Source organism: Caproiciproducens galactitolivorans, from assembly GCF_026672255.1.
GTDB classification, from domain to species: domain Bacteria; phylum Bacillota; class Clostridia; order Oscillospirales; family Acutalibacteraceae; genus Caproiciproducens; species Caproiciproducens galactitolivorans_A.
This window is the reverse complement of the sequence record NZ_JAPOHA010000007.1, coordinates 1-26,327: the sequence shown is the minus strand read 5'-3', so window position 1 is coordinate 26,327 and position 26,327 is coordinate 1. Positions and strand designations below refer to the sequence as shown.

The 26,327-nt window shown below is 38.3% G+C and carries 25 protein-coding genes and 1 tRNA gene; 18 read left to right on the top strand and 8 right to left on the bottom strand.

The window, feature by feature from the left end; genetic code table 11:
* Positions 1-13 precede the first annotated feature (13 nt).
* Positions 14-877: an AraC family transcriptional regulator gene (locus OUY18_RS07890; RefSeq protein WP_268058222.1), complete on the bottom strand. Its 864-nt coding sequence runs from the start codon at positions 875-877 to the stop codon at positions 14-16.
* A gap of 467 nt (positions 878-1,344) precedes the next feature.
* Between OUY18_RS07890 and OUY18_RS07885 the strand changes: the two genes are divergently transcribed.
* The 18 genes from OUY18_RS07885 to OUY18_RS07800 all read left to right on the top strand — a co-directional run bounded on the left by OUY18_RS07885 (position 1,345) and on the right by OUY18_RS07800 (position 19,039).
* Complete coding sequence (locus OUY18_RS07885; RefSeq protein ID WP_268058221.1) at positions 1,345-1,881, top strand: stage V sporulation T C-terminal domain-containing protein; 537 nt, start codon at positions 1,345-1,347, stop codon at positions 1,879-1,881.
* 632 nt (positions 1,882-2,513) lie between these two features.
* Positions 2,514-3,191 carry a lipase family protein gene (locus tag OUY18_RS07880; protein ID WP_268058220.1) on the top strand — a complete coding sequence of 226 codons (678 nt, stop codon included), beginning with the start codon at positions 2,514-2,516 and terminating at the stop codon, positions 3,189-3,191.
* A 509-nt stretch (positions 3,192-3,700) separates the two neighbouring features.
* Positions 3,701-4,078: a S24 family peptidase gene (locus OUY18_RS07875; protein ID WP_268058219.1), complete on the top strand. Its 378-nt coding sequence runs from the start codon at positions 3,701-3,703 to the stop codon at positions 4,076-4,078.
* Positions 4,079-4,493: 415 nt separating this feature from the next.
* The gene (locus OUY18_RS07870) at positions 4,494-5,444 is read left to right on the top strand and encodes a tyrosine-type recombinase/integrase (protein ID WP_268058218.1); all 951 of its coding nucleotides are present in this window, start codon (positions 4,494-4,496) and stop codon (positions 5,442-5,444) included.
* Positions 5,445-6,571: 1,127 nt separating this feature from the next.
* Positions 6,572-6,787 carry a hypothetical protein gene (locus OUY18_RS07865; RefSeq protein ID WP_268058217.1) on the top strand — a complete coding sequence of 72 codons (216 nt, stop codon included), beginning with the start codon at positions 6,572-6,574 and terminating at the stop codon, positions 6,785-6,787.
* Between the two features lie 128 nt (positions 6,788-6,915).
* A complete protein-coding gene (locus tag OUY18_RS07860; RefSeq protein ID WP_268058216.1) occupies positions 6,916-7,260 on the top strand; it encodes a hypothetical protein in 345 nt (114 codons plus the stop codon).
* Between the two features lie 11 nt (positions 7,261-7,271).
* Entirely contained in the window at positions 7,272-8,687 is a 1,416-nt protein-coding gene (locus OUY18_RS07855; protein ID WP_268058215.1) for an Ig-like domain-containing protein, read from the top strand.
* A gap of 789 nt (positions 8,688-9,476) precedes the next feature.
* A complete protein-coding gene (locus tag OUY18_RS07850; RefSeq protein ID WP_268058214.1) occupies positions 9,477-9,740 on the top strand; it encodes a hypothetical protein in 264 nt (87 codons plus the stop codon).
* A gap of 480 nt (positions 9,741-10,220) precedes the next feature.
* Positions 10,221-10,712 (top strand): hypothetical protein, encoded by a 492-nt coding sequence (locus OUY18_RS07845; protein WP_268058213.1) that lies wholly within the window; start codon positions 10,221-10,223, stop codon positions 10,710-10,712.
* Between the two features lie 72 nt (positions 10,713-10,784).
* Entirely contained in the window at positions 10,785-11,621 is an 837-nt protein-coding gene (locus OUY18_RS07840) for a hypothetical protein (protein ID WP_268058212.1), read from the top strand.
* Between the two features lie 147 nt (positions 11,622-11,768).
* A complete protein-coding gene (locus tag OUY18_RS07835; protein ID WP_268058211.1) occupies positions 11,769-12,005 on the top strand; it encodes a helix-turn-helix domain-containing protein in 237 nt (78 codons plus the stop codon).
* Positions 12,006-12,145: 140 nt separating this feature from the next.
* On the top strand, positions 12,146-12,922 hold the full coding sequence (locus OUY18_RS07830) for a hypothetical protein (protein ID WP_268058210.1): 777 nt from the start codon (positions 12,146-12,148) through the stop codon (positions 12,920-12,922).
* A 274-nt stretch (positions 12,923-13,196) separates the two neighbouring features.
* Entirely contained in the window at positions 13,197-15,062 is a 1,866-nt protein-coding gene (locus OUY18_RS07825; protein WP_268058209.1) for a hypothetical protein, read from the top strand.
* 93 nt (positions 15,063-15,155) lie between these two features.
* Positions 15,156-15,320, top strand: a complete 165-nt coding sequence (locus tag OUY18_RS07820; protein WP_268058208.1) for a hypothetical protein — start codon at positions 15,156-15,158, stop codon at positions 15,318-15,320.
* A complete protein-coding gene (locus OUY18_RS07815) occupies positions 15,320-15,784 on the top strand; it encodes a hypothetical protein (RefSeq protein ID WP_268058207.1) in 465 nt (154 codons plus the stop codon). Before OUY18_RS07820 ends, OUY18_RS07815 begins: the two co-directional genes overlap by 1 nt.
* 116 nt (positions 15,785-15,900) lie before the next feature.
* Positions 15,901-17,439 carry a terminase large subunit domain-containing protein gene (locus OUY18_RS07810; protein WP_268058206.1) on the top strand — a complete coding sequence of 513 codons (1,539 nt, stop codon included), beginning with the start codon at positions 15,901-15,903 and terminating at the stop codon, positions 17,437-17,439.
* A 15-nt stretch (positions 17,440-17,454) separates the two neighbouring features.
* On the top strand, positions 17,455-18,744 hold the full coding sequence (locus OUY18_RS07805) for a phage portal protein (RefSeq protein WP_268058205.1): 1,290 nt from the start codon (positions 17,455-17,457) through the stop codon (positions 18,742-18,744).
* Positions 18,745-18,963: 219 nt separating this feature from the next.
* Positions 18,964-19,039: transfer RNA gene (locus OUY18_RS07800), tRNA-Pro, on the top strand.
* A 282-nt stretch (positions 19,040-19,321) separates the two neighbouring features.
* On the opposite strand, the gene OUY18_RS07795 is transcribed toward OUY18_RS07800, so the two are convergent.
* The 7 genes from OUY18_RS07795 to istA form a co-directional block, all read right to left on the bottom strand.
* Positions 19,322-20,905, bottom strand: a complete 1,584-nt coding sequence (locus OUY18_RS07795; protein WP_141826559.1) for a recombinase family protein — start codon at positions 20,903-20,905, stop codon at positions 19,322-19,324.
* Complete coding sequence (locus tag OUY18_RS07790; protein ID WP_268058204.1) at positions 20,890-22,194, bottom strand: recombinase family protein; 1,305 nt, start codon at positions 22,192-22,194, stop codon at positions 20,890-20,892. Before OUY18_RS07790 ends, OUY18_RS07795 begins: the two co-directional genes overlap by 16 nt.
* Positions 22,179-22,403 (bottom strand): SHOCT domain-containing protein, encoded by a 225-nt coding sequence (locus tag OUY18_RS13820; protein WP_141826557.1) that lies wholly within the window; start codon positions 22,401-22,403, stop codon positions 22,179-22,181. Before OUY18_RS13820 ends, OUY18_RS07790 begins: the two co-directional genes overlap by 16 nt.
* Entirely contained in the window at positions 22,396-22,791 is a 396-nt protein-coding gene (locus tag OUY18_RS07785) for an RNA polymerase subunit sigma-70 (RefSeq protein ID WP_141826556.1), read from the bottom strand. Before OUY18_RS07785 ends, OUY18_RS13820 begins: the two co-directional genes overlap by 8 nt.
* A 317-nt stretch (positions 22,792-23,108) precedes the next feature.
* On the bottom strand, positions 23,109-23,639 hold the full coding sequence (locus OUY18_RS07780) for a hypothetical protein (protein WP_268058203.1): 531 nt from the start codon (positions 23,637-23,639) through the stop codon (positions 23,109-23,111).
* A 324-nt stretch (positions 23,640-23,963) separates the two neighbouring features.
* Positions 23,964-24,695, bottom strand: a complete 732-nt coding sequence (gene istB, locus OUY18_RS07775) for an IS21-like element helper ATPase IstB (RefSeq protein ID WP_268058202.1) — start codon at positions 24,693-24,695, stop codon at positions 23,964-23,966.
* Positions 24,688-26,178: an IS21 family transposase gene (istA, locus tag OUY18_RS07770; RefSeq protein ID WP_268058201.1), complete on the bottom strand. Its 1,491-nt coding sequence runs from the start codon at positions 26,176-26,178 to the stop codon at positions 24,688-24,690. Before istA ends, istB begins: the two co-directional genes overlap by 8 nt.
* Positions 26,179-26,327: the final 149 nt, after the last annotated feature.

Below are 26,327 nucleotides of genomic sequence, written 5' to 3'. Positions count from 1 at the left end.
TTTTCTATTTTAATTATTGTACTTTCCTCGTTACCGGAATCCATACATAGCTTTTATAATCCGGTTTGGACATGTCGCCTTTTTCATATACTTCAATTTCCGGGCCGACCGCGTGTTCATATTGATTCGACGGGAACCATTCCGAGAAAATCCGTTTCCAAACATCCTGAATCGCTTCCGGAATCGGACCAACCGATTCAAACACCGCCCAGGTTGATTTCGGTATTTCCAGTGTTTCCATTCCCTCCGGAATTTTCCCGCCTTGATACGTTACCGCCATGTAGTAGTCAAACGCATCATTTTTCATGGTGCCGCAGATACCCATCACACCCATTTCGTCCGTACATAATCCTTCCAATAAATCGCATATTCCGTCTTCATCGCATTGCCTGCAAAAATCAGCGACAATTTTGAAATTTTCCCCGTTTACGCAGGTAACCGGCGTCTTTTTGCCTACTACCGTAAAAGCTTCTTTTTCAATCAGTTTATAATTCAACGTTTTATCCCCTTTCAAAGTCACTTGAATTGAGAGTTTGCCGATGGATTTCAGATTTGCCTCCGGCTTGCGCGCAGCCGACGGTGAAATACCGTGGAATTGACGAAACGCCTTTGTAAAAGATTCATGGGTCTCGTAGCCGTATTTGAATGCGATATCCACCACTTTTGCATCGGAGAGAGACAATTCCTGGCCGGCCAGTGTCAGCCTCCGGTTGCGGATATACTCACCGACCGTAAAGCCTGTAAGCATATTAAACATCCGCATAAAATGAAAAGTGGAAGAACCCGCCGCTTTTGCAATTTCATCGAAATTGAACGGCTCCAAAAGATGAAGCTCCATATAATTGATAGCATTCTGCATTCCCTGTATCCAATCCAATCTGTTCCCTCCCAACAATAAAATGATAACACGCCGAATTGATATTTTCTTGTTTTCTTTTGCTAACATAGGACAAGGATACTACAAAACCATTACGAAAATCAATCGGATTCTTAATAAGATGAATGATTCGGCTAAAACACTTGGCTAAGTAAGAAAAAATCCTTGCTATAACCTGAAAAATGGCTAGCAGGGATTTTTTCAATTTTGAATAATTATTCCTCTATTTTATGGGTATTAAGGCTTTCAAGAAAGTTTCTTATAAATTAGAAATATTTTAAAAAGCAAGTCTAATATTGGCATAATTTGTATATAGTATTATTATAATCAAGGATTTAAAACCATTTATTAGTTAATCAGAGTACTATTTGGAAATTATCATTAGATTTTAATGTTAATTTCATGCAATGGTAATATATGAGGATTACCATTTAACAAAATCACTTTAAATGAAAGGATGTTTACGAATGAAATCAGCTGGAATGGTACGGAGAATCGATAATTTGGGCCGCGTTGTCATCCCTAAGGAAATTCGATACACACTGCACATCCATAATGGAGATCCTCTTGAAATATATACGGATTCACAGGGCGGTGTCATTTTCAAAAAATATTCGCCGGTGGGCGAGCTCTCCACTTTCGCGCAGCAATACGGGGAGGTGCTTTCCAAATATGTTAATTTACCCATGCTTGTCTGTGACCGCGACCGTATTATATCGGCGGCCGGCATATCGCGTAAAGAATATCTTGAGCGCAGGATTACCCCGAAATTAGATGAACTTATGCAGTTTCATAAAAGCTTTGTCAGCACCGGAAGATCACAGTTTATACCGGTGGAGGGAATCGACCGGTCTGCCGCAATCGTCTATCCGATCGTTGCTTCCGGAGATGTAGTCGGCGCGGTTATTCTGCTGCAAAATGAAAACGGAACGGCACCCGACCAGACGGAAATCACCATGGTACAGGTTGCCGCAACGTTCCTCGGCAAGCAAATGGAGGAATAATAAATCTGTTATTCGAATACTGATTAAGGAAGGAGAAGCAATGCCCGATTCATGCGAAGTTGATCCATTTGTTTCCCCATTATGTTGCACATCGGACAGACCGCTTATATATTTGGACAAACGCGCATAGAAATTTATGTTGACATTTGGAATAAAGCAGGATTATACTATAATTAGAAAAAACAAAGGGCGTCCTGATTTTACTCAGGAAGCCCTCGGATTACGGATAACCGCCTTTCCTTAGCTCGGGGGCGGTTATTTCTTTGCTTGCTGCGCTACAACGAGTATGTACCCGGTGGCAACAACCAAAAAAATGGCTGCACAGAGTATTTCCGTACAAATCACCTCCTACTCGGGGATTGCCCCGTGCGCTGGCAGAGCATCACCTTTCGGAAGGAACCTAAAACCCACACGCCCTTTGTTTATTTCATTATAGCCTCTATTGAAATTTTTTCAAGAGAAATTTAAAGGTCGCACCGGTTTATCGGATGCGGCCAGATTTTTTACCCGAAAGTTCCGGACGGAACACCAAAACTTCTTACAGGTACCACCATTTTAACGCAGACAATTTTACATTTTGTCTCTGTTTTAAATCTTTGCGGCCGTCAATATAATGTTACGAGGTGATTTCTATGCAGGCATCAGATGTAATAAACGCGATGGAGCTTTCGGCCGCCGCATACCGCGAAATTCAACCAATCTTTCCCGGCGGCTCTTTTTTCGTGATCGACGATCCAAAAACCGACGTGCAATGCTATTTACGCAAGAAAAACGGATGCCTAACGATCACATTCAGGGGATCAAACTCTTGTCAGGACTGGAAAACGAACCTGACTTTCCGAAGAAAAGTGATTCCTTACGGAAATAACGAATCAAAAATAAGAGTACATACCGGATTTCTTGAGGCATATAAATCCCCGGCCGTAAGAAACAACATACACAGCGTGATTTCCAATGACATTTATCAGGTAAAGATATCCGGACATTCGCAGGGTGCGGCGCTGGCTATTTTGTGCGCTGTGGATTTGGAATATAACTACCCTGAAATAGACTATGAGGTGATCCTGTTCGGTGCGCCGCGTGTGGGAAACCGCGCTTTTCAGAAATCCTATGACAAAAGAGTGTTCAAAACCCTTCGTATCGAAAACGGAAATGATATCGTAACCAAGATTCCATTTGTTTTTATGGGATATCGTCATGTCGGCATTGAAATACATATTGGCACCCCAAAAATTCCGGGCCTTTTTTCGTTTAAGAGTCACTATCCCCAAGCGTATTACAAGAACCTTTTTAAGCTTCTTCGAGGGTGAAGAAAGCGGAATAATACCATTTTTCGGGTACGGCCACCTTTGCGTAAATGCGATATGCTGCCCCTTAAACCGCTTTATAATTTAAATTTATTGCCAATTATTACCATTCACCGAAATTTCTATTTTCCCAACATATTAAGTCGTTCGCTATTTATAATAAATCCATTCCATTTGCACCTAGTCCGTAGTGTCAGCACATAGGCGCTGCGGGCAGGCTCTTGCTTACAAGGCTTTTGAGATATACTTTTCCTACGAAGAAGCCGCCCAACCGGGCGGCTTCTTCATTTTCAAAATCGACACATTGCGGCTCTCGCTTTACGGCGGGAGCCGCTGTTTTCGTTTTTTTCTTCCACCTGTAATGAAAATATTTGCGTTTATTTTGATTATGTATTATGCTTAATTAGTTAAGTTCACGAGCAAGCTGCTCCATGCTAAAGTGTGAGCGAAAAAATATTGTAATAGAAACGAAAAAAATTCTTGGGCATAAGAGAGTGAAAAGGATTAATAACATGCTGCTAAATACCGAAACATATGAATTTCTCTTAATTAAAAACGACTATGACTGCGCGTATTCCGACTTTGCCGCTACTGCGGAAAGCGATAATGATAAACCACTGTTATCCGAGGGTGATATCATACTGGTAAAAAAGCAAGACTCCGTCAACCACGATGAAATCGGCGTATTTCTGGTTGACGGAATACGTATGGTAAAAAGAATGTATTTCAAAAACGGCGATATCGGATTAAGATCGTTAGACAGCAATTGCGATGATGTTAATATTGAAAAAGTTCATGATCTTACATGCGAAGGGAAAGTTGTAAAAGTGCTGCATCCCGGCGAATGCAAATTTGAGAAAATAGAAAACCCCACACCCTACGGTTCATAACAATGCCGGAAAGCGGGTAAAGTATTCAATCGAAATGACCTGAAATTTGTGAAGCAGAGAGGATTTACGAGGTCTATAGGACACGTAAGCCTTCATAATAGTAAGCAAAAAGAACAGTGAAATGCTAATAGAAGAACCACCCAATATTGCGCCGCCAAAAAATGGACTTCTGTATGATTAATACTTGCATTTTCCCCTAAGTTGTGATAAAATATTTTTTGTTGTCAAATCCGGGTGTGGCGCAGTTGGTAGCGCGCTTGACTGGGGGACGAACAAAGAAAAATCAACATTCAAATCCTTGATAAATGGCTTTAGATTGCCATTTTTGAGGATTTATTTTTTTGTAAAAAGGTATTTAGTTAAGCATACAATTTTAAGGATTCATTTTGTACACTTGACCAAAGGAGTGTATATCATGAATAAACTTACAAGAGCGGAACTTCAAAAAGATGTCAATTCATGTTTTGAGGAATTTCAACGATTCAATCAACTCAAGAATCTATCCGAAGCCAGTATCAGGTCTTATAAATACAATATGGTAAGATTCTTTGAATTCCTAAAAAGTGTTGATATTACTTTTATTAATCAGGTTACTAAAAATGTAGTTCAAGAATTTACTTTGTACTTAAGAAGCAAGCACATAAAAAGTGTTACTATCAATACCCATTTGAAAGCAGTTAGAGCATTTCTTTATTTTTGCATGGAAAAAGAGTATTTACAGCCATTTAAGATTAATCTTATCAAGCAGGAAGAAGAAATTATTGAAACCTATACTGATGATGATATTCAAAAACTCATAGCAAAACCGAACTTGAAAAAATGCAGTTTTGTAGAATATAGAGATTGGGTAATGATAAATTACTTCATTGAAACTGGAAACCGTTTGCGTAGCGTAGTTAATATTAAGGTATCAGATGTTAGTTTTACAGAGCGTAGGATTATTGTGCGTGTAACAAAAAATAGAGAACAACTTATTACTCCGCTTACAAAAACTCTAATGAACATTTTACCACCCTATATTGAATTGTGGGGATTATCAGATGATTCATATCTCTTTCCCGCCTTTACAGGTGAGAAGATAAATGAGAACTCGGTTAAGCAATCCATAGCAAGATACAATAGAAAACGTGGTGTATCCATTACTTCTATTCATGCTTTCCGGCATACGTTTGCTAGGAACTATATTATTACAGGCGGTTCAGCATTTAAGTTACAATCATTGTTAGGGCATAAGGACTTAGAAATGACAAGGCATTATGTACACTTATTCGGTGAAGATTTAGCCAGTGACATTGATGAACATTCTATTATTGAACGAATTAAGCCAACATCAAGTAGATTAACCAAAAGCAAAAGATGCTTGTAATGCGCTAGAATCGTTTGTGAGCGGATATTGACGATATTGGATAAACTATCAACAATATACCCTATTGTGCCTTACAAGGGCATACAAGGCAGATATAAAAATGAAATGAATAATACTCATTGTGCAGGTAATAAAAGTATTCTTGTATGGTGAGTATTATTATTTTTTTCAACAATGCATACCATTTTAGTATAGATTAATCGCGATAAGTTATACCAATATAGTATGCTTTAATACATATATAAATTATATGTAAACTATGTTATGAATATATTGTGATATTTGACTTGTAAAATAAGGTATGTTCGCGATTATCAACATAACAGCAAGTCAGTGACAATATATCGCCGACATAAAAAATAGGCATACCCTGAAACAGGGTACACCTACAATGATTTTGAGTATTCAATTATACAACAATATACATATTTTATACAATATGCTATATCTTCTCTACTTTGTGCTGATATAGGCTTATAATCAGTGGTTAGCAATAGGTAATTATACAAAATAAGAGTTTTGACTAATTAGTTATGTGGATAATAACTAATAATTAGTGTTATGAATAGCATTATACTTGTCAATATTGACTAATAATAATGACATATACCATATATAGTGATTAGAACAGGAGATAGACCGATAAAACAAGCCAATTCCATAGGAAATTAGGCATTTTAACCAGTGGAAGTTAGAACCAAATAAAAGTTTTATTACAATATCAGAATGAGGATTATACATTTAATATACATAAATTATGTATAGAATAGCATGAAAAAATGTAGTGGAGAACCCCCTTTTCCGAAAATGCCGCCATAGCTAACCTATTTTTTTTCTGCCAACAAAATTTCACCCCTATCAATTAAGGTAGGGGTATTCTTATGTCAAATTTATGTAAATAAATAATAAAATCTACCTTAAACTCTTTCCCTATGAAATTATACCCCTAACCACTCATATGTCAAAATCTATAATACTAAATAAAGAAATACAACCCTAGAATCGTTTTTATAGTAAGGGTATGAAATTATACTGCCGGAACATGAAATCGTCTATTTACTTCAAAAACTATATAACTACATTATGTTTTAAGACAACGTGGAGATATTTCAAGTAGTAGTTTAAAGATGGGACGTATCATTTGCGAACTTGAAAGAATTTATGGGATTAAAAATGGTGGAGACAGATTGCACAATGTTCAATCTGCTACACAAAGTGATTTAGCAAACAAACTCGGTGTTGATGAACGTTCATATGCCAATTATAAAAAACTTACCACTCTTATTCCAGAACTTCAAGAAATGGTTGATAATTTTCAACTAGTAAACTCTTTACCACGTTGAAGATGGGATTTCCCAATTTTCAATGGAACTTCATTTGAGTGTGTGTCAAATTTAACCTCTCTCAAATTACAAGCAGGGTGTTCCATTTCGTACACCCCTATATACATTACATAGAAAGGACTGATACAATGGCAATAACAACACTTAATCGTTTAAAGATGGAATTGAACAATAAAGATTATTATCCTGATGATACTCTATCAATCTATCTGACTGAAAATTCCCTTGATGGTACTGAAACCTATGACAAGGCAACCATGCAGAAAAATTTATATCAAACCGTATATGATGTATTGGATTCCCTTGCAAATAACCTTGATTTATTCAGATCAGTAGAAACAGAATTTGCGACTACAGGGCAAGCCTATACATATCTGCAAAAACGGCTTGATACACTTCAAAGCAAAATACTTTCAATACCTGATGCAGCAGGTACAACCGATTCACAATTCAATTTTATGTATCATGATTGAGAGGTGATAGAATGTATGATACAGTTAATTCTACCTTTTCTGATGCCCTAAAGCGTGAAGGTAAAGTAATTACTGCCTATTCAGATAACACTCCCTACAATGTCATATTTAGGCGCAATAGTGATACGAATAAATTACAGAATACAGTAACAATATTTTATAGTGCCGATTCTACTGTCCATGCCGGACAACTCTTGAAATACAAAGATAAAATATATCTTTCCATCAATCAAGAATCCGCTGAAAATGATACATACCTAAAATCGGACTTGCGACAAACAAATGCAGTTATGAATTATATCAGTGGGAGCACGGAATTTAATGTTCCTGCCTATGCCTATGATGTGAATGATGCTTTAGCAGTTAGCAGCAATACTATTTCAATTGTCGGAGGTAATATTAAACTCATAGCGGAAAATTCGGCTATCACAAGAGCATTAAAAATTAATGATTGCTTTTATGCTTTGGGCGGTTATTGGAAGATTGATAATCTGATTTATAAGGACAACGTAATTTATATTTACGTTGAACGAGAATCAACCAGTATAGTTTATACAGTAACCATTACTTCAAATGATTCTTATGATAGAGGAACAACTGCACAATTTACGGCTACTGCAAAAGCAGATAATACAGTAGTTACCAATGCCAATGTTATATGGAGTTCTTCTGATACAAGCAAAGCAACAGTAGATTCAAGCGGTAATGTCACATTCCTTGCAAATGGTAGTGTTGATATATCCGCTGCATGGCAAGAACATAGCGTAAGTTCTACAAAATCAATCACAATAACAGAACCGCCAGTATATGGACTTACTATTGCAGGTAATGATTCTTATACAACTTCTGATACACCGACATTAACCGCAACGGCTACAATAAATGGTACGGCAGATACAACGGCAACTATCACATGGGATTCTTCAGATACTTCTATTGCTACAATTGACAGCACAGGCAAAATTACATTCCTTAAAGCAGGAAGTGTTATATTTACCGCAACATGGGTAGAACACAATAAAACGGCTACAAAAGCAATTACTGTTACAGTTCCAGTTCCAACTACACAATACACTTGTAAGATTACAAATACAGCGGCTACATGGACAGAATATAATGATACTACTAATATAGCTACAGTTAAAGTAGGCGGCACTTTAAAACCGTTTATGTGTCATTTCTATGATTCTACGGGAACAGAGGTTACGACTTTAACTCCTGCATGGTCAATAGATGTAAGTGGATTAACAACGGCGCAACAGGCAAAAATACATCTAACATATCAAACTGCTTATCCTTTGAGATGTTATTTGAATGTGGATGCAGATAATGCACTGATTGGTTTACAATTTACTTTGTCTTTGACAAATAGCACAGGTACTTGTGAAGTAAAAACAGTACCAATTCAAATTACAAGTCTTACGTAAATATTTTAATTGTATATGGATAAGAAAATGTATTGTGTTTTATTATACCGTTTTATTATACCATAATTTTTATTGTGGAGAACGATTTATTAGATGTATAGATTGTGGTAAAATGTTTTTTGCTAATTCTAAAGACAATCAAACCACACGTTGTAAAGAATGTTATGATAAACATTATAAGGAAATGAAACAGCAAATTAATAAACGATATTATAATAAGATTAAGACAAGCACAAATTAAATAAAAATGCTTAAAAAATTCAGTATTCATGCGGGCTACGGGGATTTTTATTTTTTATACTCAAATTTGTAAAGTGTATAGATAAAGGATAAGTTTTTTAATATTGCAAAAAATTTGGAATACGCAACAAATTGAATAAAAATGCTTAAAAAATTCAGTATTCATGCGGTTTTTTGGACTTTTTATTTTTTTCTAACTTATGGATAGTAATTAAATAATAATATCCCATTTAATACTATAACACATCGCAAATGATATTGCAGAAAAGGAATGATTAATAGAAATATAGAAAAATAGGAGTTTTTCATTAGGTTTTTCCGATAGGCAATCTGAAAATTCCTACTGGAATATGAATACTAATGATATGTATAATTTTGTTGTATATTTTTATTGTATATGAATACTATAAATATGCATAATTTTATTGCATAAAAGCATTGCATACTTTGAATAAAATATGTAAGTTATCAAAAACTCTTGTAAACCGCATGAACACTATGTTTGTGCGGCTTTTTGTTTTTTATATAATATGATAGGAGAGTGAAAAAATGGATATGCAAGCAATAACCAACTTAATCACAACTGTAGGATTCCCTATTGTGTGTTGTTTGGGTTTAGGTTGGTTTATGGTCAAATACATAAATCAGCAAAGAGAAGATAATGTCAACAGAGAAAATAAATTACTAGAACAGATTGACAAGCAGAATGAAGTTCTTGTCAACATTAATTCTAATATGGATAAAATGTCAACTACCCTAGAGAATATGAATCAGCGGCTTGATGTGCTGGAGCAAAAGGTTGAAAGCAAGTAGAAATAAACTATAAAAGTTAAAATGTTACGGTTAACAAATTGAATAAAAATGCTTAAAAAATTCAGTATTCATGCGGAAAAATAGAATTTTGAAAAATCTCTAACTTATGGATAGAGAATTTTATACAGCACAAATTGAATAAAAATGCTTAAAAAATTCAGTATTCATGCGGGTTTTGCGGATTTTTTATGTACAGTTATATATACAGTATAGGATAACGATATATAAATTACAATAACCATAAACCTAACGCTCACAAATTAAATAAAAATGCTTAAAAAGTCCAGTAATCATGCGGAAAATTGGCATTTTCATTTTTTTCTAACTTAGGGTAGAAGAACAAAATTAATATTCAGATTGATTGAACCTTGCTCTTTTTTGAGCAGGGTTTTTTCTATATACAAATTTTTAAACAAATGGGACAAGTCACAGTAACCAGTTTGGGGATTGTGGCAACGTAACAGGAAAGAGGTTTAATTTATGGAAGAAAATACAAATGTAGAACAACAGGATCAGGACACTATTACCATTAGCAAGAGTGATTATGCAAAGGCAATTCAATCAGCAGAGGATAAGTTAAGGACAAAGTATTCAGCAGATATTAAAGCATTGAAGGACAAGATTGCTGAACTTACTCCAAAACAAAAATCTGATGCAGAGATTGATTTTGAAAATCGCTTGAAAGCACTTGAAGCAAAGGAAAAGAAAATTGCTTTGCTTGAAAAATTGAACACAAAAAATATTGATGGTTCAATTGCCGATTTTTTGAAAGATGATGTGGACGTTGATAGTTTTAATACTGTAATTGAAAATCTTGTTAATTCAAGAATTGAAAAAGCAGGATATAAACCAACTGGACACATGAATAGTGAATCTATTTCAAAAGAAAAATGGGCAAGTATGAACATCTCACAAAGAACGGAATTTTATAATTCCAACCCTGAACTTGCTAAAAAGTTGATGGGTATGTAAATCAGAGGTGCAGAGTCACTGAAACGGTGACACAGAAATCAAAATTTTAATGAAAGAAAGAGGTAATTTATTATGGCTATATTTATTCCTGAAATTTTCGCAAATGCAGTTAATGAGAAACTCGGTACTACTCTCCGCTTTGGTTCTGTAGCGTTTGATGCTACTTCCCTTGTATCCGATATTAAGTCCGCAGGTGACACAATGCACTTCCCCAAACTGAAAAGAACCGCAACAGTAGAAACAGTTGTTAAGGGTACTCCCCTCACTCCTGCTACTATTGATATGACAGATAGCACAGCAGTTATCAAATACATTGGTTCTGCTTTCCGTGTGTACGATTCAGAATTGTCACAGATTAAAGGTACTGTACTCGATAAGATTGTTGAGCAGGTAAGTACCGCTATGGCAAAACAAATTGATACAGACCTTGCAGCAGCCGCAGATACAGCAGTATTTAAGAGTGCAACCGCAGCAGCCGATAAAATCACTTCTGCTGAATTACAGAGTGGTATTGATAATTTCGGTGACAATGTGGATACTGATTCCTTTGCTGCTATCGTTATCAATCCTAAACTCCGTTCCTCTTTTGTTGGTATGGACGAATTTGTAAATACCGCAAAAACCTATCAGACCGCAGGTAACGCAATTGTTCAGAATGGTATTATCGGTCATTATTTCGGTATTCCTGTAATTGTAACTTCCAACGGTACATGGGATACTACTAAATTAGAAGCCAAAACTTACATTATCAAGAAAGATGCTCTCGGTTATGTATTCCAAAAGAATATTACTCTTGAAGAAGATCGTCAGGCACTTCTGCTTGCAACTGATGTTGTTGCATCTAGCCTTTACAGCACGAAATTGTTAGACGATTCTGGCATTGTAGTTTGCAGAAAAACAGTAGCATAATCAATTAATCAAAACTGAATAAGACTTATAAAGGTCAGAGTAGCAATAGTTACTCTGGCTTTTTCTATATCTACTGTAAATCAATAGGTATAGAAAAGGTAACAAATTTGTTACCTTTATATTTCTATGAAAGAGGTGAAATCAAACGTGATAACAGGAAAAGAATTCAAAGAAATCAGAGAGTACAAAGGTTTGTCCTTGCGTGATGTAGCAAAATTTTGTGATGTATCACCGCAACTGATCGGACAAATTGAGCAAGGCAAAAAGTATTTTACAGAAAATAACTATCAGCAAATTATTGATGCTATGAACCTTGCAACAGTAGCAAAGGCAAATGGAAAACTTGAAAAACACAAAGGAATCAAATTAACAACAAATAAATGAAAATCAAAGGAGGAATTAAACAATGATGTGTTTTATGGCATTACAGGTAGGAAGGAGATGTGATGATAAGCATTAAATCCTATGGGAGATAGACTAAATATCGTTTGAACCAACTGTAAAACTCTTGTGAAAACAAGAAAATGAAACAACAATTATTAAATAAATTTCCAACATGGTATGAGGACTTAACACCTGAAAAGAATTATCTTGTCTTATCAAATGACTATGACAGTTACTATTCATGTTGTTTACTAAGAAATAAATTCGGAATAGAAATAGGCGGCTTTTACTCTCTCAAAGATGGTTTATATCTTAATGCAGAACATACAAAGGGTAAAGAACCTATATTTGTAGATTTGAGTGTTACCAGACGCAAGACATTTGATAACCACTTTACATTTATTAATAATCCTGAATCTATCAATCCAAATATCATTACAGATGTTTATTATAGGAAATATAACGGTGGTACATTACCTTTGTTATGTTCCTTATACAATAGAGATTTATCAAAATACAGTGAAAAAGCATTAACAATATTACTTTGCATTGATGGTTGGTATATTGGTTATTACAATAAAGGCGGCAGATATAAGGATGTCAATATCTATTGGATGGAAATGCTCGATATGGACAAATATCTATTGCCAATATTAGAATCGCATGACGAACAATATTTTACCGACTTCATAAAGGAACATCATTTAAAAACAACTATCACAATGGAGAATAATCACTTGTATTGTGAAAGAAATATTAATATTCCAGATTATGAATTTGAATTAGTGCAACCAGTAACAAGAGAAAATATGAGTGATTCTGAATTGAGATTACTCTATAAAATGAATCCTGATGAAATCATAACAGCAGCGGCTTGTTATAAGGATTCCTATTCAATATGCAGAAAGGCAGGATAAAAATGACACAGGAAGAAATTCAGAAATCAATTAGTGATCGGTTTATTATCGTATATAGTTGCCGGAAGATGTTATATCTGAAAGACAACGGATTTAGATACTTATTCAAATGCTTCAATGAGGGAAGTAGATGTAACTTTTGGGTATTTGATGCCACACCTGAAATTAGACAGGCATTGAGCGAATATAAAAGACCAGACCAAGAATAAAAAATAAAGAATTAGGGGTACGGTGAATAGCCGTATCCCTTTTATATTGTAAAGGAGAAAATCAAATGAACGTAAAATGTATGTATTACAGTAAACAATTTCAGAATAAGCCAAAAGGTTATGAAGTAGCAGAGGTACAAAAGAATTTATCTCAAACTGAAATCACGATTGAGCAATTAGCAGATGGGTTATCTCATGGAGCAACATTCAAACCTGCTTTACTCAATGGTACTCATTCAAGCGATTGGATAAGTCAACAATTATTCGCTTTGGATTTTGACCATGATACAACAATACAGGAACAACTTGAAAAATGCTCTCAATTAAATATATACCCTTGCTTTGGCTATACGAGTTTTAGCCATACAGAGCAGGAACATCATTTCAGATTAGTGTTTTGTACAGATAAGGTTATTACTGATGTTGAAACTAGAAACAAATTGCAAAATACTCTTATTTCTATTTTTGATAAATCAGATAATGTTACTAAGGATTGTACTAGAATCTTCTTCGGTGGGAAGTCACTAATTTGTGATTCTTATAATAAAAGGATTAATGCACAGCAAATTATAAAAAAATATTATAAGGCATTGCCCTTGTTAAAATGTGATAAGTCGATTGAACCTAAATCATGTAAAAAAAAACTAGATTTATATTCTAATATAGAATCAAACGAGAATATGGCACTTAAACTTGAAGCAATTAGAGCGTTAAATGTAGATGTAATGAAAGAGTTACTAAAAAGGGTACCTAATAAAGAAGATATATTACCTTCTTCTATTAGGTACCCCTTTAAGCAAACATCATTTGAGAATGAGAAAGATTTGTATAAATATATTAATTCTATTGATTTATCGGAATATTTAGGCATTGATGGATATGTAAATTGTATTTTGCCTGAACATGAAGATGATTCACCTTCTGCACATATTTATACTACTGATGATGGAACACAAGTATATAAGTGTTTTGGCTGCAATAAGTGCTATACCATTATAGGAATTACAGAGAAGTTAGCACAATGCAAGAAAAGTCAAGCAATCGAATTTATAAAATCCGTTTATAATCTGAAACTTGAAAAGTCCGATTGGGTGAAACAACAACAGCAGATGTTAATTGACAATGCTAATTATCTTGATTCAGAAGAATTTGATTTACAGTTTCCAACATTATCAAAATTAATTAGAACCCGTAAAGTACATATTCAAAAAATGTTATTGCACTTCACACAGTATGTAAATGATAATATGCAAAATATGGAAAGACCAATTTTCTTTGATAGTTATAAGAATTTAATGAATGTATGTGGAATTAATCCAAACAAAAGAATAAATTTGTCACAGTCATTGACATTATTTGCTTTACTTAATATGATTGAAAAACTTCCAGTAGAATCTATTCCAGAAAAAGAATTAACGAAAGCAAAGCATATTGCCGCTAAATATGGATTCAAGAAAATTACTAATTTTTATAGTTTTCCTGAATATGGAGTTTTACAGTTTGAAAACAGTGAAGAAATTGCAAAGACATTGAAAGCAAATAACTACTCACTTAAAGGGTTAAGCAGAGAATATATATTAAGAACCTTCGGTGTGGATTTAGCAAATAAATGTTTCCCACAATACAAGTATGAAAATGCAAAAGGTACAACGAAAGAATCTGATAAGCGCACTTCACAAATAGTGGAGTGCCTTTTTTATTGTATAGAGCAAAAAGGATATGCAACAGAAAAAGATGTGGTTTATTTGTTAGGTGACAAATACAAGTATCAAACTACAGAAATTCAGATTAAGAAAAGCCTACAAGAAATACTTGTATCCTATGGGTTGGTTAGAGTTAAAGCCAGTAAGGACAATAAATTGAAATATAGCATTAGTGATGATGTAAGTTATCAAACATATGTCATATGCAAAAATTGTGTTGACGAGTGAAGAATTGAAACTGCGTTAAAGGGTGTCACAGAAATGTAATGCCCTTTTATGTTGTACAGAATGAAGATCAAATTTTGAAAGGAAGTATTTACTATGAAAAATACAGAAAAAGAAATTAAGACATTAGAGGATGTAATTTCCACTATGCAAGAAATTAAAGATAATATGCTATGGGATAAAGTTTGTGAAAACAATAGAAAAATTAATCTACTGAATGAAAAGTTAGATATGATTATTGAAAAGTTAGGTGGTAAGTAATGGCAGGAGGAAGAAAAAAGTCAGATCATTTAGACGGATATGCACAAGGCAAAAGTGTATCACAGGAGGTTAGTATTCAACAAAAATTATTTTCACTTGTAAAGACTTATCCCAAAGTATATTTTATCATGTGGAAATATGCTCCACAACTTTTACCCAATTCAGATATTAAAACATTTGATGATTTAAAAAATACTTATAAATCTTTTACAGCAGGTATGACAGAAGTTAGTTGTAATAATTGGCTGATGGAAGAGAATGTACAGACGGCGGTTAAATGGCTGCTGAAAAGAGAACATCAAGCCAAATTAATTGAATTGTACAATACATATTATGATAAGGCAAAAGATGATACAAATGCTTTCAAGGCATTTACTGATTTTTCAGATAAGTTCTTCGCAGAGGAAAAGGACAGTGAATTGTTAGGAATATTGAACGGCATTAAAGATGATGAATTAGAATAGTGTATAAGCGTTTCTAGGGGTTATAGGGCGGCTTTTATAGGTAGGTAGTGTAATTTGCTTACTGAAATAAAAGTGCCTTATATCCCCTTATTTATTAACGTAGAAAGGGGGGTAACATGACAGTACAAGATAAGCTAAAAAAGATAGTAAATAATCCGGTTCTATATATGGAAAAGTTCATGAATGTGGTTGATAAAAACGGTAAATTAGTACCGTTCAAATTGAATCCACAGCAGAAAGAACTTTTACAGGGCATGGATAAATATAATATTGTACTTAAAAGCCGTCAGTTAGGAATTACAACGCTTTCATGCGCTTATTCCATATATCTTGCTATGACAAACAGTAATATTACTTGCTTATTGGTGTCCTATTCTATTGATTCCGCTACTGCAATATTTGAGAAATTAAAGCAGTTATATAATGATTTACCAAATGCATTAAGAGTTGAATTGATAGCCAATAACAAAAAGGAATTGAAATTTGTAAATGGTTCAAGAATTATTTGTGCCACTTGTGGGAGCAAGGATTGTGCCAGAGGTTTAACACTTAGGTTTTGTCATGTTAGTGAAGTAGCGTTTTGTAAAGATAACATAGACAAACAATTACTTGCTATTGAACAGGCATTAACACCGAATGGGAAAATCATTCTTGAATCAACTGCTAATGGTTTAAATTATTTTTCAGAATTATGGAATAAGGCAGAACGCAAAGAAAATATGTACAAGCCGTTTTTCTTCAGTTGGATAAATGACAAGGTAATGTTTGCTGATGAATACAAAGAATTTTGTGATAAATATATTGCCATACATGGTTCATTACCAAAAGATGAAGAATTAACAGATATTGAAAAAGCGTTAAGGTCGCAAAATGCTACTTTAGAACAATTAGTATGGAGAAGATTAAAGGTCGCTAACAGTAGTGAAGAATCATTTGCACAAGAATTTCCTGCTAACCCCCTTGAAGCATTTATCAGTACAGGCAGCAATATCTTCTCCCCTAAATTAATTCATGATAGATTGCAGTATATTGATGAAGTCAAACCAATAAAAAACAAGCCTATTGGATTGCCAGTTAGCTTAGTTCCGTGGTTAGGGCATGAATTGACATTATGGGTTCTCCCCAAAAAAGGGGAAAAGTATTATATTGGTGTCGATACTGGTGAGGGTATGGGACAAGATTATTCTGCTTTTCATGTATTATCACAGGATGGAATACAGGTGGCAGAGTTTAAGAGTAATAAAATAAAACCGTTCCAGTATGCGGAAATAGTAAATGATATAGGTATCTATTACAATAAGGCATTACTTTGTGTTGAAAAAGCGAGTGCCGGACATACAGTTGTGGATAAACTCAAAAATGACTACAGATATTCCAACATGTACAAATACAAGGATTATGATGCAAGGGGTATCCCTATGAAAAAAGTAGGTTTCGTAACGAATCCAAAAACTAAACCTCTTATGATTAATGACTTTGTAGAACTGTTTGAAACAAATCAGATTGTTATTAACAGTAAGGATTTATTATCAGAAATGAAAATGTTCCAGTTCAAAGATGGAAAAATGGAAGCCACAATAGGCTTTCATGACGATTTAGTAATGTCGTTCGCAATGGCTATCGTTGCGCTAAAATCAGGTGTCAATTACATATAAAGAAAGGGTGATATAATGGATATAAAAAGTGAATTTTGGTTTCAAGATGAAATAAATAAAACTGAGCATATGAAACGCATTTCCAATGTTGTTGATATAAAACAGTATCTATTACGCTTACATAAGGTATTGCAACGTAAAGATTTTAAGTTTAAGGAAGAAACATATACAACCGCTAAAATCGTTCTGAATACATTGAAATCTATTATAAATTTCCATACTTCCTATGTTGTTGGTAATCCTATAAGCATTACAGGAGAGCAGGAAATTGTAAAGAAATACAATAGCATTTACAAGAAAGGTATGTACACAAAGACCGATTATGAAATTGCAGAGGATTTATATACCTATGGCAATGCCTTTGAATATGTATATTCCGATAATGGGGTGATAAAAAGCAAGGTCATAGCAAATGAAGATTCATACCCTGTATATGATGAACATGAAAATTATGTAGCGTTTATTGAGCATTGGGAAGATATGGAGAATGGACATAAAAACTATGTCGTATATACTCCGGCTATGGTTCAGGTGTATCAGGACAATACACTTGTTGATGAATATGCAAATTTGAGCGGCTTACCAATTTGCTATGCTAGTTTGGACAAGTCCGAATACAATTTCTTTGGTGATAGTCCTTTAAATGACCTTATGCCAATTATGAATCAGATTGAAACTTTGTTAAGTAAATTAGATGATGCAATTAATACCTTGTCTATGAATCCTTTAGGGGTATCTATGGGACAGAGAATCACAGACAGTATTCCTAAAGATATTTGCGGTGCCACATTGAATCTTGAAGATGGCGGTGATTTTAAGTATGTAACTGCTCAAATGGATTATCAGAATATTAAATTGCTATTGGATAGCCTTACACAACAGTTATATGCCGTTGCCAGTGTACCAGCCAGTGTGATCGGACAAGGTAATATTGCAAATGTGTCTGAAATCAGTTTGAAGTTGCTTTTCAGCCAGACAGATAACAAGGCAAAACAAATGATTCAGGTGCTTAAAGAGGGTATATACAAAAGGTTTGAATATATCCGTAAATTGCTTAAAATTCAGGGTGTAACATTCTCTGATGATATGTATGATAGTTTGGATATTACTTTCAGTGTCAATCGTCCAGTGGATACACAAAGCATGATGAATGAATTGAAAACCCAATATGATATGGGTGCTATCAGTAAACAGACAGTGATTGATAAATCGCCTTATACTACTGATACTGCCCTTGAATTACAGAGGATTGCAGATGAACAAGGGGAACGAAATACCGTTCAGCCGACAACAGATGCAGAGTGATATTGTTGACTTGACTAGGTTATTGTGATATACTCAAAATAAAATATGGGTCAAGCATACAAAATGGCAAGTTTGATTTTGTAGACTTGACTAGATACCGTAAAATATCAAAGAATTTGAATATTGAGGATTTTATTTTATCGCATGGATACTGGATTTCTAAAAAAATATCTTGCATTTTCAGTTCGCATATGATAGAATAACTTCTGTTGTTGTTGTCCGGGTGTGGCGCAGTTGGTAGCGCGCTTGACTGGGGGTCAAGAGGCCGTGAGTTCAAGTCTCGCCACTCGGACCATATAAGAACGCTAATATTGATACTTACCGTATCAATATTAGCGTTCTTATTTTATGCCCGAAAAGCCTGTGCTTACGGGCTTTTTTGTGTTTTGTGGGGTTCTAAACGCAGACAGTCTACCTTTGAAAAACTGCGTTTTCGACCGAATCAAAGCCATCACCCGCACCGATGCTTTCGATTGCTCGAAATAGTTTCACTTTTTTCGTGGGGTTTCATTTCCGCTCAAAAATAGTTTCATGCCCGCGCTTACGCTTAGTTATCCCGATAAAAAGAGGCTGAGCCTTACAACCCAACCTCAATCTCTGTTCCGTTTTTGAACTCGAATACCATCCTGCCGTCGTGGAAAACCGTAGCCTTATTGAGCAGTGCAATCCACAGCCTTTCGTCCCATTCATCGAGGACGAGTGGCTGTTTCTTTAGTGCCTCGATGAACAACCGGAGCTCTCGGTCTTGGTCATACTTTCGATTTTTCTCGGCGGTCACCTCAGCAAAACGTGCTGTCGCTTTCTCGTAGCGGCTAAGGAGCCCGTTGTACTTCTTAGCGTATTCTTTCTGCGATTGTACCGTAGAGGCGTTTTCCCTGACACAGGCTTTGACCAGCTCCGCCACAACCGTAATTTCCTCGTTTAGGCTTTCCAGTTCTACGTCCAGCGCTGTAGTGTCGGAAAGCACCCGCCGCATGGAAGCACAGTCCGAAATAACGTTTTCTCGGTCTCCCATCAGGCGATTGTAGGCAATCAGGAACTTCCGCTGGATGGTTTCCGTGTCCAGATGCGGCGTTGCGCATTTCATCTCGCCCTTGAACTTGCTATTGCACCGCCATACCATCTTGCGGTATGGGTCGTTGGAGTGCCACACTTTTTGACCGAAGAATCCTCCGCAATCACCGCATACCAGCTTCGATGAGAACACGCTGTTGCCGCTGTACGCTCTACCGAGTGACCTGCGCCGCGCAATCTCTGTCTGCACCATGTCCCATTCAAATGGCTCAATAATAGCGTCATGGCTGTGTTCCACATAATACTGTGGAACCTCGCCCTCGTTGACCTTCATCTTTTTGGTGAGGAAGTCAGTCGTGAATTTCTTCTGCAGGAGTGCATCGCCTTTGTACTTTTCGTTTGAGAGAATGCTATTTACTGTGGTTTGGCTCCATTTCTGCTTGCCGGACGGTGTCGGAATGCCCTGTTGCTCTAAGTATCGGCAGATGCCAGCGGGCGTTTTGCCCTCAAGAAATAGCCTATAGATGAGCCGAACAATTGCGGCTTCTTCTTCGTTTATCACAGGTATACCGTTCTCTCCTTTTTCGTAGCCGAGAAACTGTTTATACGGCATACTGACCTTGCCGTCTGCAAAGCGCTTTCGCTGCCCCCAAGTTACATTTTCCGAAATGCTCCGACTTTCCTCCTGAGCTAACGAACTCATTATCGTGATGAGTAGCTCGCCCTTGCTGTCGAAGGTGAAAATGTTCTCCTTTTCAAAATAGATTTCCGTGCCATGCTCCTTCAGCTTCCGGACGGTAGTGAGGCTGTCCACGGTATTGCGGGCGAATCGGCTGACCGATTTCGTGACGATAAGGTCAATCTTACCGGCGAGAGCGTCCTTGACCATCTGCTTGAAGCCATCACGGTGCTTGGTGTTTGTCGCCGAGATACCTTCATCCGTATAGACCCCGACGAACTCCCAATCCTCACGGGATTGAATGTAATGCGTGTAGTAATCCACCTGTGCCTCGTAGCTGGTTTGCTGTTCCTCGCTGTCTGTGGACACGCGGGCATAGCCAGCCACCTTGCGCTTCGCCACCAAAGTCGTCGGCAGAGCCGTGAAGCGATTTTTGGTGGCAGGTATTGTTGTTACTGATTTTGGCATGGTTTTTTACTCCTTTTCCTCATTTTCTCTGCTGCTGCCTGCCGCATTTCTGCTGTCCAACTCTCGGAACGTGAGCGGTCTTGCCATGTAGCTTTTTCCGTATGCCCATCCGTAAATATAAACTCCAGATTGTTGTTCGGCAGTGCGGTTATAAAGGCAATGCGCTCAGCAAATATGTTCTCGTTAAAGGAGTTGCAGCCGAGCACATCGGCGGTAACGGCTTTGAGCGTGTTCTCTGGTATCTGCTTAGAAGCACAGTGTTTTTTGCCTTTAGTGTTATAAGTGGAACAGACCCAAGTAATACAGGTGGGCGTGGTCTTGCGGCGGTAGTTTTTTCCGCAGAGACCGCAACGTATCTTGCCAGTGAAGGCTGTGGTCGTGCCGGGTTTAATCTTAACGCTGTCCGCCCGTCTGATAAGCTCCTGCTGTACTGCATTAAAGGTCACACGGTCGATGATAGGCTCGTGGGCATCCTGAACGTGGTACATGGGAAGCTCTCCGCGGTTAATCCGTGTTTGCTTTGTTAGATGGTCGGTGCGGAAGGTCTTCTGTAAAAGCAGGTCTCCAGCGTATTTTTCATTTCGCAGCATCTTGCTGATGGTATCTTGGTGCCATGTTCTTTCAAAACGCGTGGGAACGCCCAACTCATTGAGCCTGTTGGCGATTGCCTGTCTGCCGAGCCCTTGGAGATACCATTTGAATACCAACCGTACCGTTTCGGCTTCTTCGGGCACTATCTCAAAAACGCCGTCCTTTGCCCGGTATCCGAGTATCGTGCAATCCCACGGCTTTCCAGCTTCGAAGTTACGCTTGATACGCCATTTTTGATTTTCGCTTGCTGATAGACTTTCTTCTTGCGCATAGGATGCCAGAATGGTCATCATCAGTTCCCCCTCGGCACCCATCGTGTGTATGTTCTGTTCTTCGAAAAAAACGTCCACTTCCAGCATTTTCAGCTCTCGCACGGTTTCCAGTAGAGTAATCGTGTTTCGAGCAAAGCGGGAAATGGACTTGGTAAGTATCAGATCAATGCACCTTGCGCGGCAGTCGGTAAGCAGCCTTTGAAACTCGTCACGGCATTCCTTGGTGCCGGTAATCGCCTCGTCAGCATATACACCGGCATATTCCCAATCGCCGTGCTCCTGTATCAGCGAACTGTAATACGTGACCTGCGATGAGAGCGAGTGCAGCATTGCGTCTTTGCCGCTGGATACGCGGGCATAGGCAGCGACGCGCTTTTTTCGCTCCAGCTTCGGTGGATAGTATACCTTTTTTATTGTTTTAGGCATATTTTCACCCCCTCGTAGTGTGACATATTACCTCTGATACTACTATATAGCAAGTCGTTATCCCGGAATAAACTACACGAAGATAAGCCATATTTCTCAGCCATCATTGTATCAATTATGACGTACTCAGCCTCGGTGATAATACCCTCCGACAGCATCCGACGCGCCTGTGCCATAGCGGATTTGTAGCCAAGAATACGATCATTCACGGCTGACACCTCCGAACCGTGCGGCGATATAGCACTGGTGGGAGCAATATTTTCGCGCCTTGTTCCCTATGCTCACAAAGGACTGACCGCAGTTCGCACATGTCAGGTGGTATTTTGTTCGGGACTTACTGCCACGGTTGGCATACCACCACGCCGCGCGGCACTTGTCAGAACAGAATTGCCGTGCTCTGTGCTTGTCCTTTACCTTGATGGGCTTGCCGCACTGCCTACAGACCGGCGCGGTGGATACGGTTTCTTCACTGAGCCGGGTCCGGCGGCAGTAAGTCTTTATCGTGTTTTCCGAAATTGACAGCATCTCCGCAATGCTCGCGTAGGTACAGCCGCGCTGCCGCATTTCATGAATCTGGTTTTTCTGGTCGGTCGTCATAACCTTGTCCTCCGTTCTGAGGAGCCTTCCTCAAAACTCGCTGGACATGAAAAGGCCGCTTTGACGAAAAAAAAGAAGCCCGCTGAAGAAAAATTCCTCGGCGGGCTGTAACTGTAGATCAACGTCTTAACCTTTGGTTTATGAATTTGTGGCGGGAAACGGACTATTCTTTATTCGCTGTACTTAACAAAGGCGTCAGAGAAACCAGCTGCCTTGATCTTTTTGAGCATAGCATCGGCATTCGACNTTCCCACCGCTATTTTGAACCAATTTTCTTGATACCATTCTTTTTTAGCCCAGCCTAAATGCTCCTCACATTAATAGGCTAATGATAGCTTTTCCCATTCACCTGCATCCATATTTAATTTAAAACTCCAATCATTTCTTCCATATTTATCTCTTGTATTTTCGTTTCCTTGACAGATAACATTCACTTCATTTCCAACCTGTCCAAAACGATAAAACGTATACCCACTAGGTGGTAGATATTCATTTATTTTTTCACCTTGACAGGTATAAGCTAATAATCTACCATTAAAATTTTCTCCCGCCAGAACGAAAAAACGTTTATTACACCCCAGAGCCACATCATGTAAAAAAGGTATATGAATTATTTTTTTATTGTTATTTTCATTCATAATTGTAATATTTTCAGTATTTTCACAATAAGAGAGAATTAATTTCCCCTGTAAACTTACATAATGATATTCATATACATTTTCATAATTTACTTCTATATAGATTGCATTCATGTTATAAGTTGCAAACTCTATTCCATTTGTATAATATTCAATATTAGATCCATTATAACACCATCTAACTTTTGAATTATCATATTCTATTTCCATGAATTAATCTCCTCACTTTAATTTTTTAACACTACCAGGTACTTGTGTTCGTCAAGTAAAAATGTTAGCAAAAGGTCCCCAAAAAGGTTAGCACCTTGGAGCACCTAATTTGTTGTTCGTGCATGTAGCNTGTGTTCGTCAAGTAAAAATGTTAGCAAAAGGTCCCCAAAAAGGTTAGCACCTTGGAGCACCTAATTTGTTGTTCGTGCATGTAGCATCGAGGCCTTTTTCGGGGCAAAACAGGGCGAGACCCAACGCTCACATTTTGGAGACCCACGGGGCCAAACAGGTCGGGGCCCAATGCTCACTTTTTGGAGCGCTTTTTCAGTGGGTACGCTGGCGTTGCATGGACTGGGTCAGCCGGTAGCTCTCGCCGGAGAAGATTACAATGTGGGAATGGTGGATCAGCCGGTCAACCAGCGCTGCCGTCAGGCGGTTGTCGCCAAAGACAGTGTTCCACTGCGAGAACTCCAGATTGGATGTAATAATGAGGCTCTTTCGCTCGTAGCAGTCGGAGATTACCTGAAACAGTAGCTCGGCGGCATCCTTGTGCAGCGGCACGAAACCAATTTCGTCAATCACAATGAGCTCCACTTTTTTCAGTGTGCTGAGATAGTTGTTCAGCGTACCTTTGTTGTTTTTCTCCAGCAGGATATTGGCAAGGGACGCCGCCGTATAAAAGCGGACACGCCGCCCTTCCTGGCAAGCTTTCAAGGCAATGGCTGTGGCAAGATGTGTTTTGCCGGTACCAACAGTGCCCATAAAAATGAGATTCTCCTTGGGCGTAAGAAATTGCAGTTCCTCCATGTACTCGGCAGTCAAGCCGCTGGGCAGCTCAATGGCGGGAGTCCACACAAAGTCATCCAGCGTTTTCAGAACACGGAAACCGGCGGTTTTCACCATGCGGTTAATCCTGTTGGCTTCACGCTCTTTCATCTCCAGCTTCAGCAGGTCGGTCACATATTGCTCTGTACTTTCAAACTGGACGGAGCGCCATTCCTTGGCCATGCCGCCCAACTTCACCTGTCGCATCATCAGCTCAATTTCCTCATACATTTGCGTCACCTCCCATCAGCCCGTCGTAGGCGGAAAGATTGGGATTGTAATGCAGTGCCGGGGAACCGAGCAGCTTGAGTGGATCAGGACGGTATTCCTTCTTTGCAATCATGTAATAGCACTGCCGGAGGCTGTCCGCATCCGTGCGGCCATTTTCCCCGGCAAGCTCCAGCGCATCGTTGCACAGAGTAGCATTGCCGTCGGAGACAATTTCGCTGAGCAGTTGGAGAGCGTTCTTGCGTTCCCTGCCGCTGGTCTGTTCCAGGAAAGCCTGCCACTGCTGGGGCATCTGCCGGAAGAAGCGAGTGTGTTCAATCGCACCAGGCTTTTTGCAGAGCACAGACACATACTGCGTCCAGTCAAACACCTCATCATTGGCTTTGTAGCTCCTGCGGTAGTGTCCAACCGGGTGGTGGTCATGGAAAAACTCCACATGGTCAAAGAAAATCTTTGCCTGTACCGTTTCACCGGAAAGCATGGGAGAAAGGCCGTACTTGTTTGTCTCAATGGTTACAAAGCCGTTTTTGTTTACCGTCAGCGAAGCATAGCGAAACACCGAGAACGGGTATTCCGGAAGCCGCAGCAGGCTTGCCTCATCCTCTTTCCAAAGCTCTTCAATCAGAAGCTTCTTCTTGTAGTGCGGGCGCTGTGCATCTTTCTCGCACCAATCCCACAGGGACTCATTAAAATCGTCAAAGGACGTAATGGTCGGAACCGGCACAAAGGCATTTCTGCGGCTGTAACCCACCTTGTTTTCCACGTTGCCTTTTTCGTTGCCGGATGCTGGATTGCAGAATTCTGCACGGAAACGGTAATGCATCATGAAGCGGGTAAAGCCGTCTGTGAGAATTCGGTCTGTACCCTTGAGTACCTGCACAACGGCGGTGGACATATTGTCAAAGCGCAGCACCGGCGGAACGCCGCCAATATGCTCAAAGATACGTTTCATACCGGTAAGCAGGCATTCCTGGTTCTGAGAGGGGAAAGTTTGGGTGTACCCTTTGTTGGAATTCGGGAAGGAAATGGTTAGTGCATAGCCGTCCTGCTCCTGCCCTGCACCATCGTAGTAGAGATGCTTTCCGAAATCTACTTGCCCACTGCCCAGCGTATGCTCCAGAGGCAAATAACCACTGTTCTTGGAATTCATCACAAACCGCTTTTTGCGGACGTACTTTTTTACGCTGGAATAGCTGCCACCGAAACCGTGCTCATCCCGCAAACGGCAGAAAATCCTCCAAACGGTGTGCCTCTGCTTGCGCGGGATCTTATGGTCGGCTTCCAGCCATTCATCAATTACGGGAATGAAATCTCCCAACACCGGATAGCTCGTTGGCTCGGTATCCGGCAGATTGTCCTCGCTCCAGTCGAGCTGGTAGGCGTACTTTTGGACGGTCTTGAAGCTGTGACCTGTTTGACGGGAAATTTCTCGCAAACTCAGGTCTTCATTTTCGTACAGATCCTTGATATTATTTACTTGAGCCATTCTTAACACCTTTCTGCTACCTCCTTAGTCTCTTGACAATTCTAAGGGTAGCTGTTATTTCAGGTGCTGACAATGGCTCACTTTTTATGCCATTTGGGGTGCTAACTTTTTCGAGACCTTTTGCGATACTTTCATTTTACCGAAAACAC

Bases quoted from the DNA above. Each gene is read 5' to 3' on its own strand.
- OUY18_RS07885 (WP_268058221.1), top strand. From the start codon at position 1,345: ATGAAATCAGCTGGAATGGTACGGAGAATCGATAATTTGGGCCGCGTT.
- OUY18_RS07880 (WP_268058220.1), top strand. From the start codon at position 2,514: ATGCAGGCATCAGATGTAATAAACGCGATGGAGCTTTCGGCCGCCGCA.
- OUY18_RS07875 (WP_268058219.1), top strand. From the start codon at position 3,701: ATGCTGCTAAATACCGAAACATATGAATTTCTCTTAATTAAAAACGAC.
- OUY18_RS07870 (WP_268058218.1), top strand. From the start codon at position 4,494: ATGAATAAACTTACAAGAGCGGAACTTCAAAAAGATGTCAATTCATGT.
- OUY18_RS07865 (WP_268058217.1), top strand. From the start codon at position 6,572: ATGGGACGTATCATTTGCGAACTTGAAAGAATTTATGGGATTAAAAAT.
- OUY18_RS07860 (WP_268058216.1), top strand. From the start codon at position 6,916: ATGGCAATAACAACACTTAATCGTTTAAAGATGGAATTGAACAATAAA.
- OUY18_RS07855 (WP_268058215.1), top strand. From the start codon at position 7,272: ATGTATGATACAGTTAATTCTACCTTTTCTGATGCCCTAAAGCGTGAA.
- OUY18_RS07850 (WP_268058214.1), top strand. From the start codon at position 9,477: ATGGATATGCAAGCAATAACCAACTTAATCACAACTGTAGGATTCCCT.
- OUY18_RS07845 (WP_268058213.1), top strand. From the start codon at position 10,221: ATGGAAGAAAATACAAATGTAGAACAACAGGATCAGGACACTATTACC.
- OUY18_RS07840 (WP_268058212.1), top strand. From the start codon at position 10,785: ATGGCTATATTTATTCCTGAAATTTTCGCAAATGCAGTTAATGAGAAA.
- OUY18_RS07830 (WP_268058210.1), top strand. From the start codon at position 12,146: ATGAAACAACAATTATTAAATAAATTTCCAACATGGTATGAGGACTTA.
- OUY18_RS07825 (WP_268058209.1), top strand. From the start codon at position 13,197: ATGAACGTAAAATGTATGTATTACAGTAAACAATTTCAGAATAAGCCA.
- OUY18_RS07820 (WP_268058208.1), top strand. From the start codon at position 15,156: ATGAAAAATACAGAAAAAGAAATTAAGACATTAGAGGATGTAATTTCC.
- OUY18_RS07815 (WP_268058207.1), top strand. From the start codon at position 15,320: ATGGCAGGAGGAAGAAAAAAGTCAGATCATTTAGACGGATATGCACAA.
- OUY18_RS07810 (WP_268058206.1), top strand. From the start codon at position 15,901: ATGACAGTACAAGATAAGCTAAAAAAGATAGTAAATAATCCGGTTCTA.
- OUY18_RS07805 (WP_268058205.1), top strand. From the start codon at position 17,455: ATGGATATAAAAAGTGAATTTTGGTTTCAAGATGAAATAAATAAAACT.
- OUY18_RS07795 (WP_141826559.1), bottom strand. From the start codon at position 20,905: ATGCCAAAATCAGTAACAACAATACCTGCCACCAAAAATCGCTTCACG.
- OUY18_RS07790 (WP_268058204.1), bottom strand. From the start codon at position 22,194: ATGCCTAAAACAATAAAAAAGGTATACTATCCACCGAAGCTGGAGCGA.
- OUY18_RS07785 (WP_141826556.1), bottom strand. From the start codon at position 22,791: ATGACGACCGACCAGAAAAACCAGATTCATGAAATGCGGCAGCGCGGC.
- OUY18_RS07780 (WP_268058203.1), bottom strand. From the start codon at position 23,639: ATGGAAATAGAATATGATAATTCAAAAGTTAGATGGTGTTATAATGGA.
- istB (WP_268058202.1), bottom strand. From the start codon at position 24,695: ATGTATGAGGAAATTGAGCTGATGATGCGACAGGTGAAGTTGGGCGGC.
- istA (WP_268058201.1), bottom strand. From the start codon at position 26,178: ATGGCTCAAGTAAATAATATCAAGGATCTGTACGAAAATGAAGACCTG.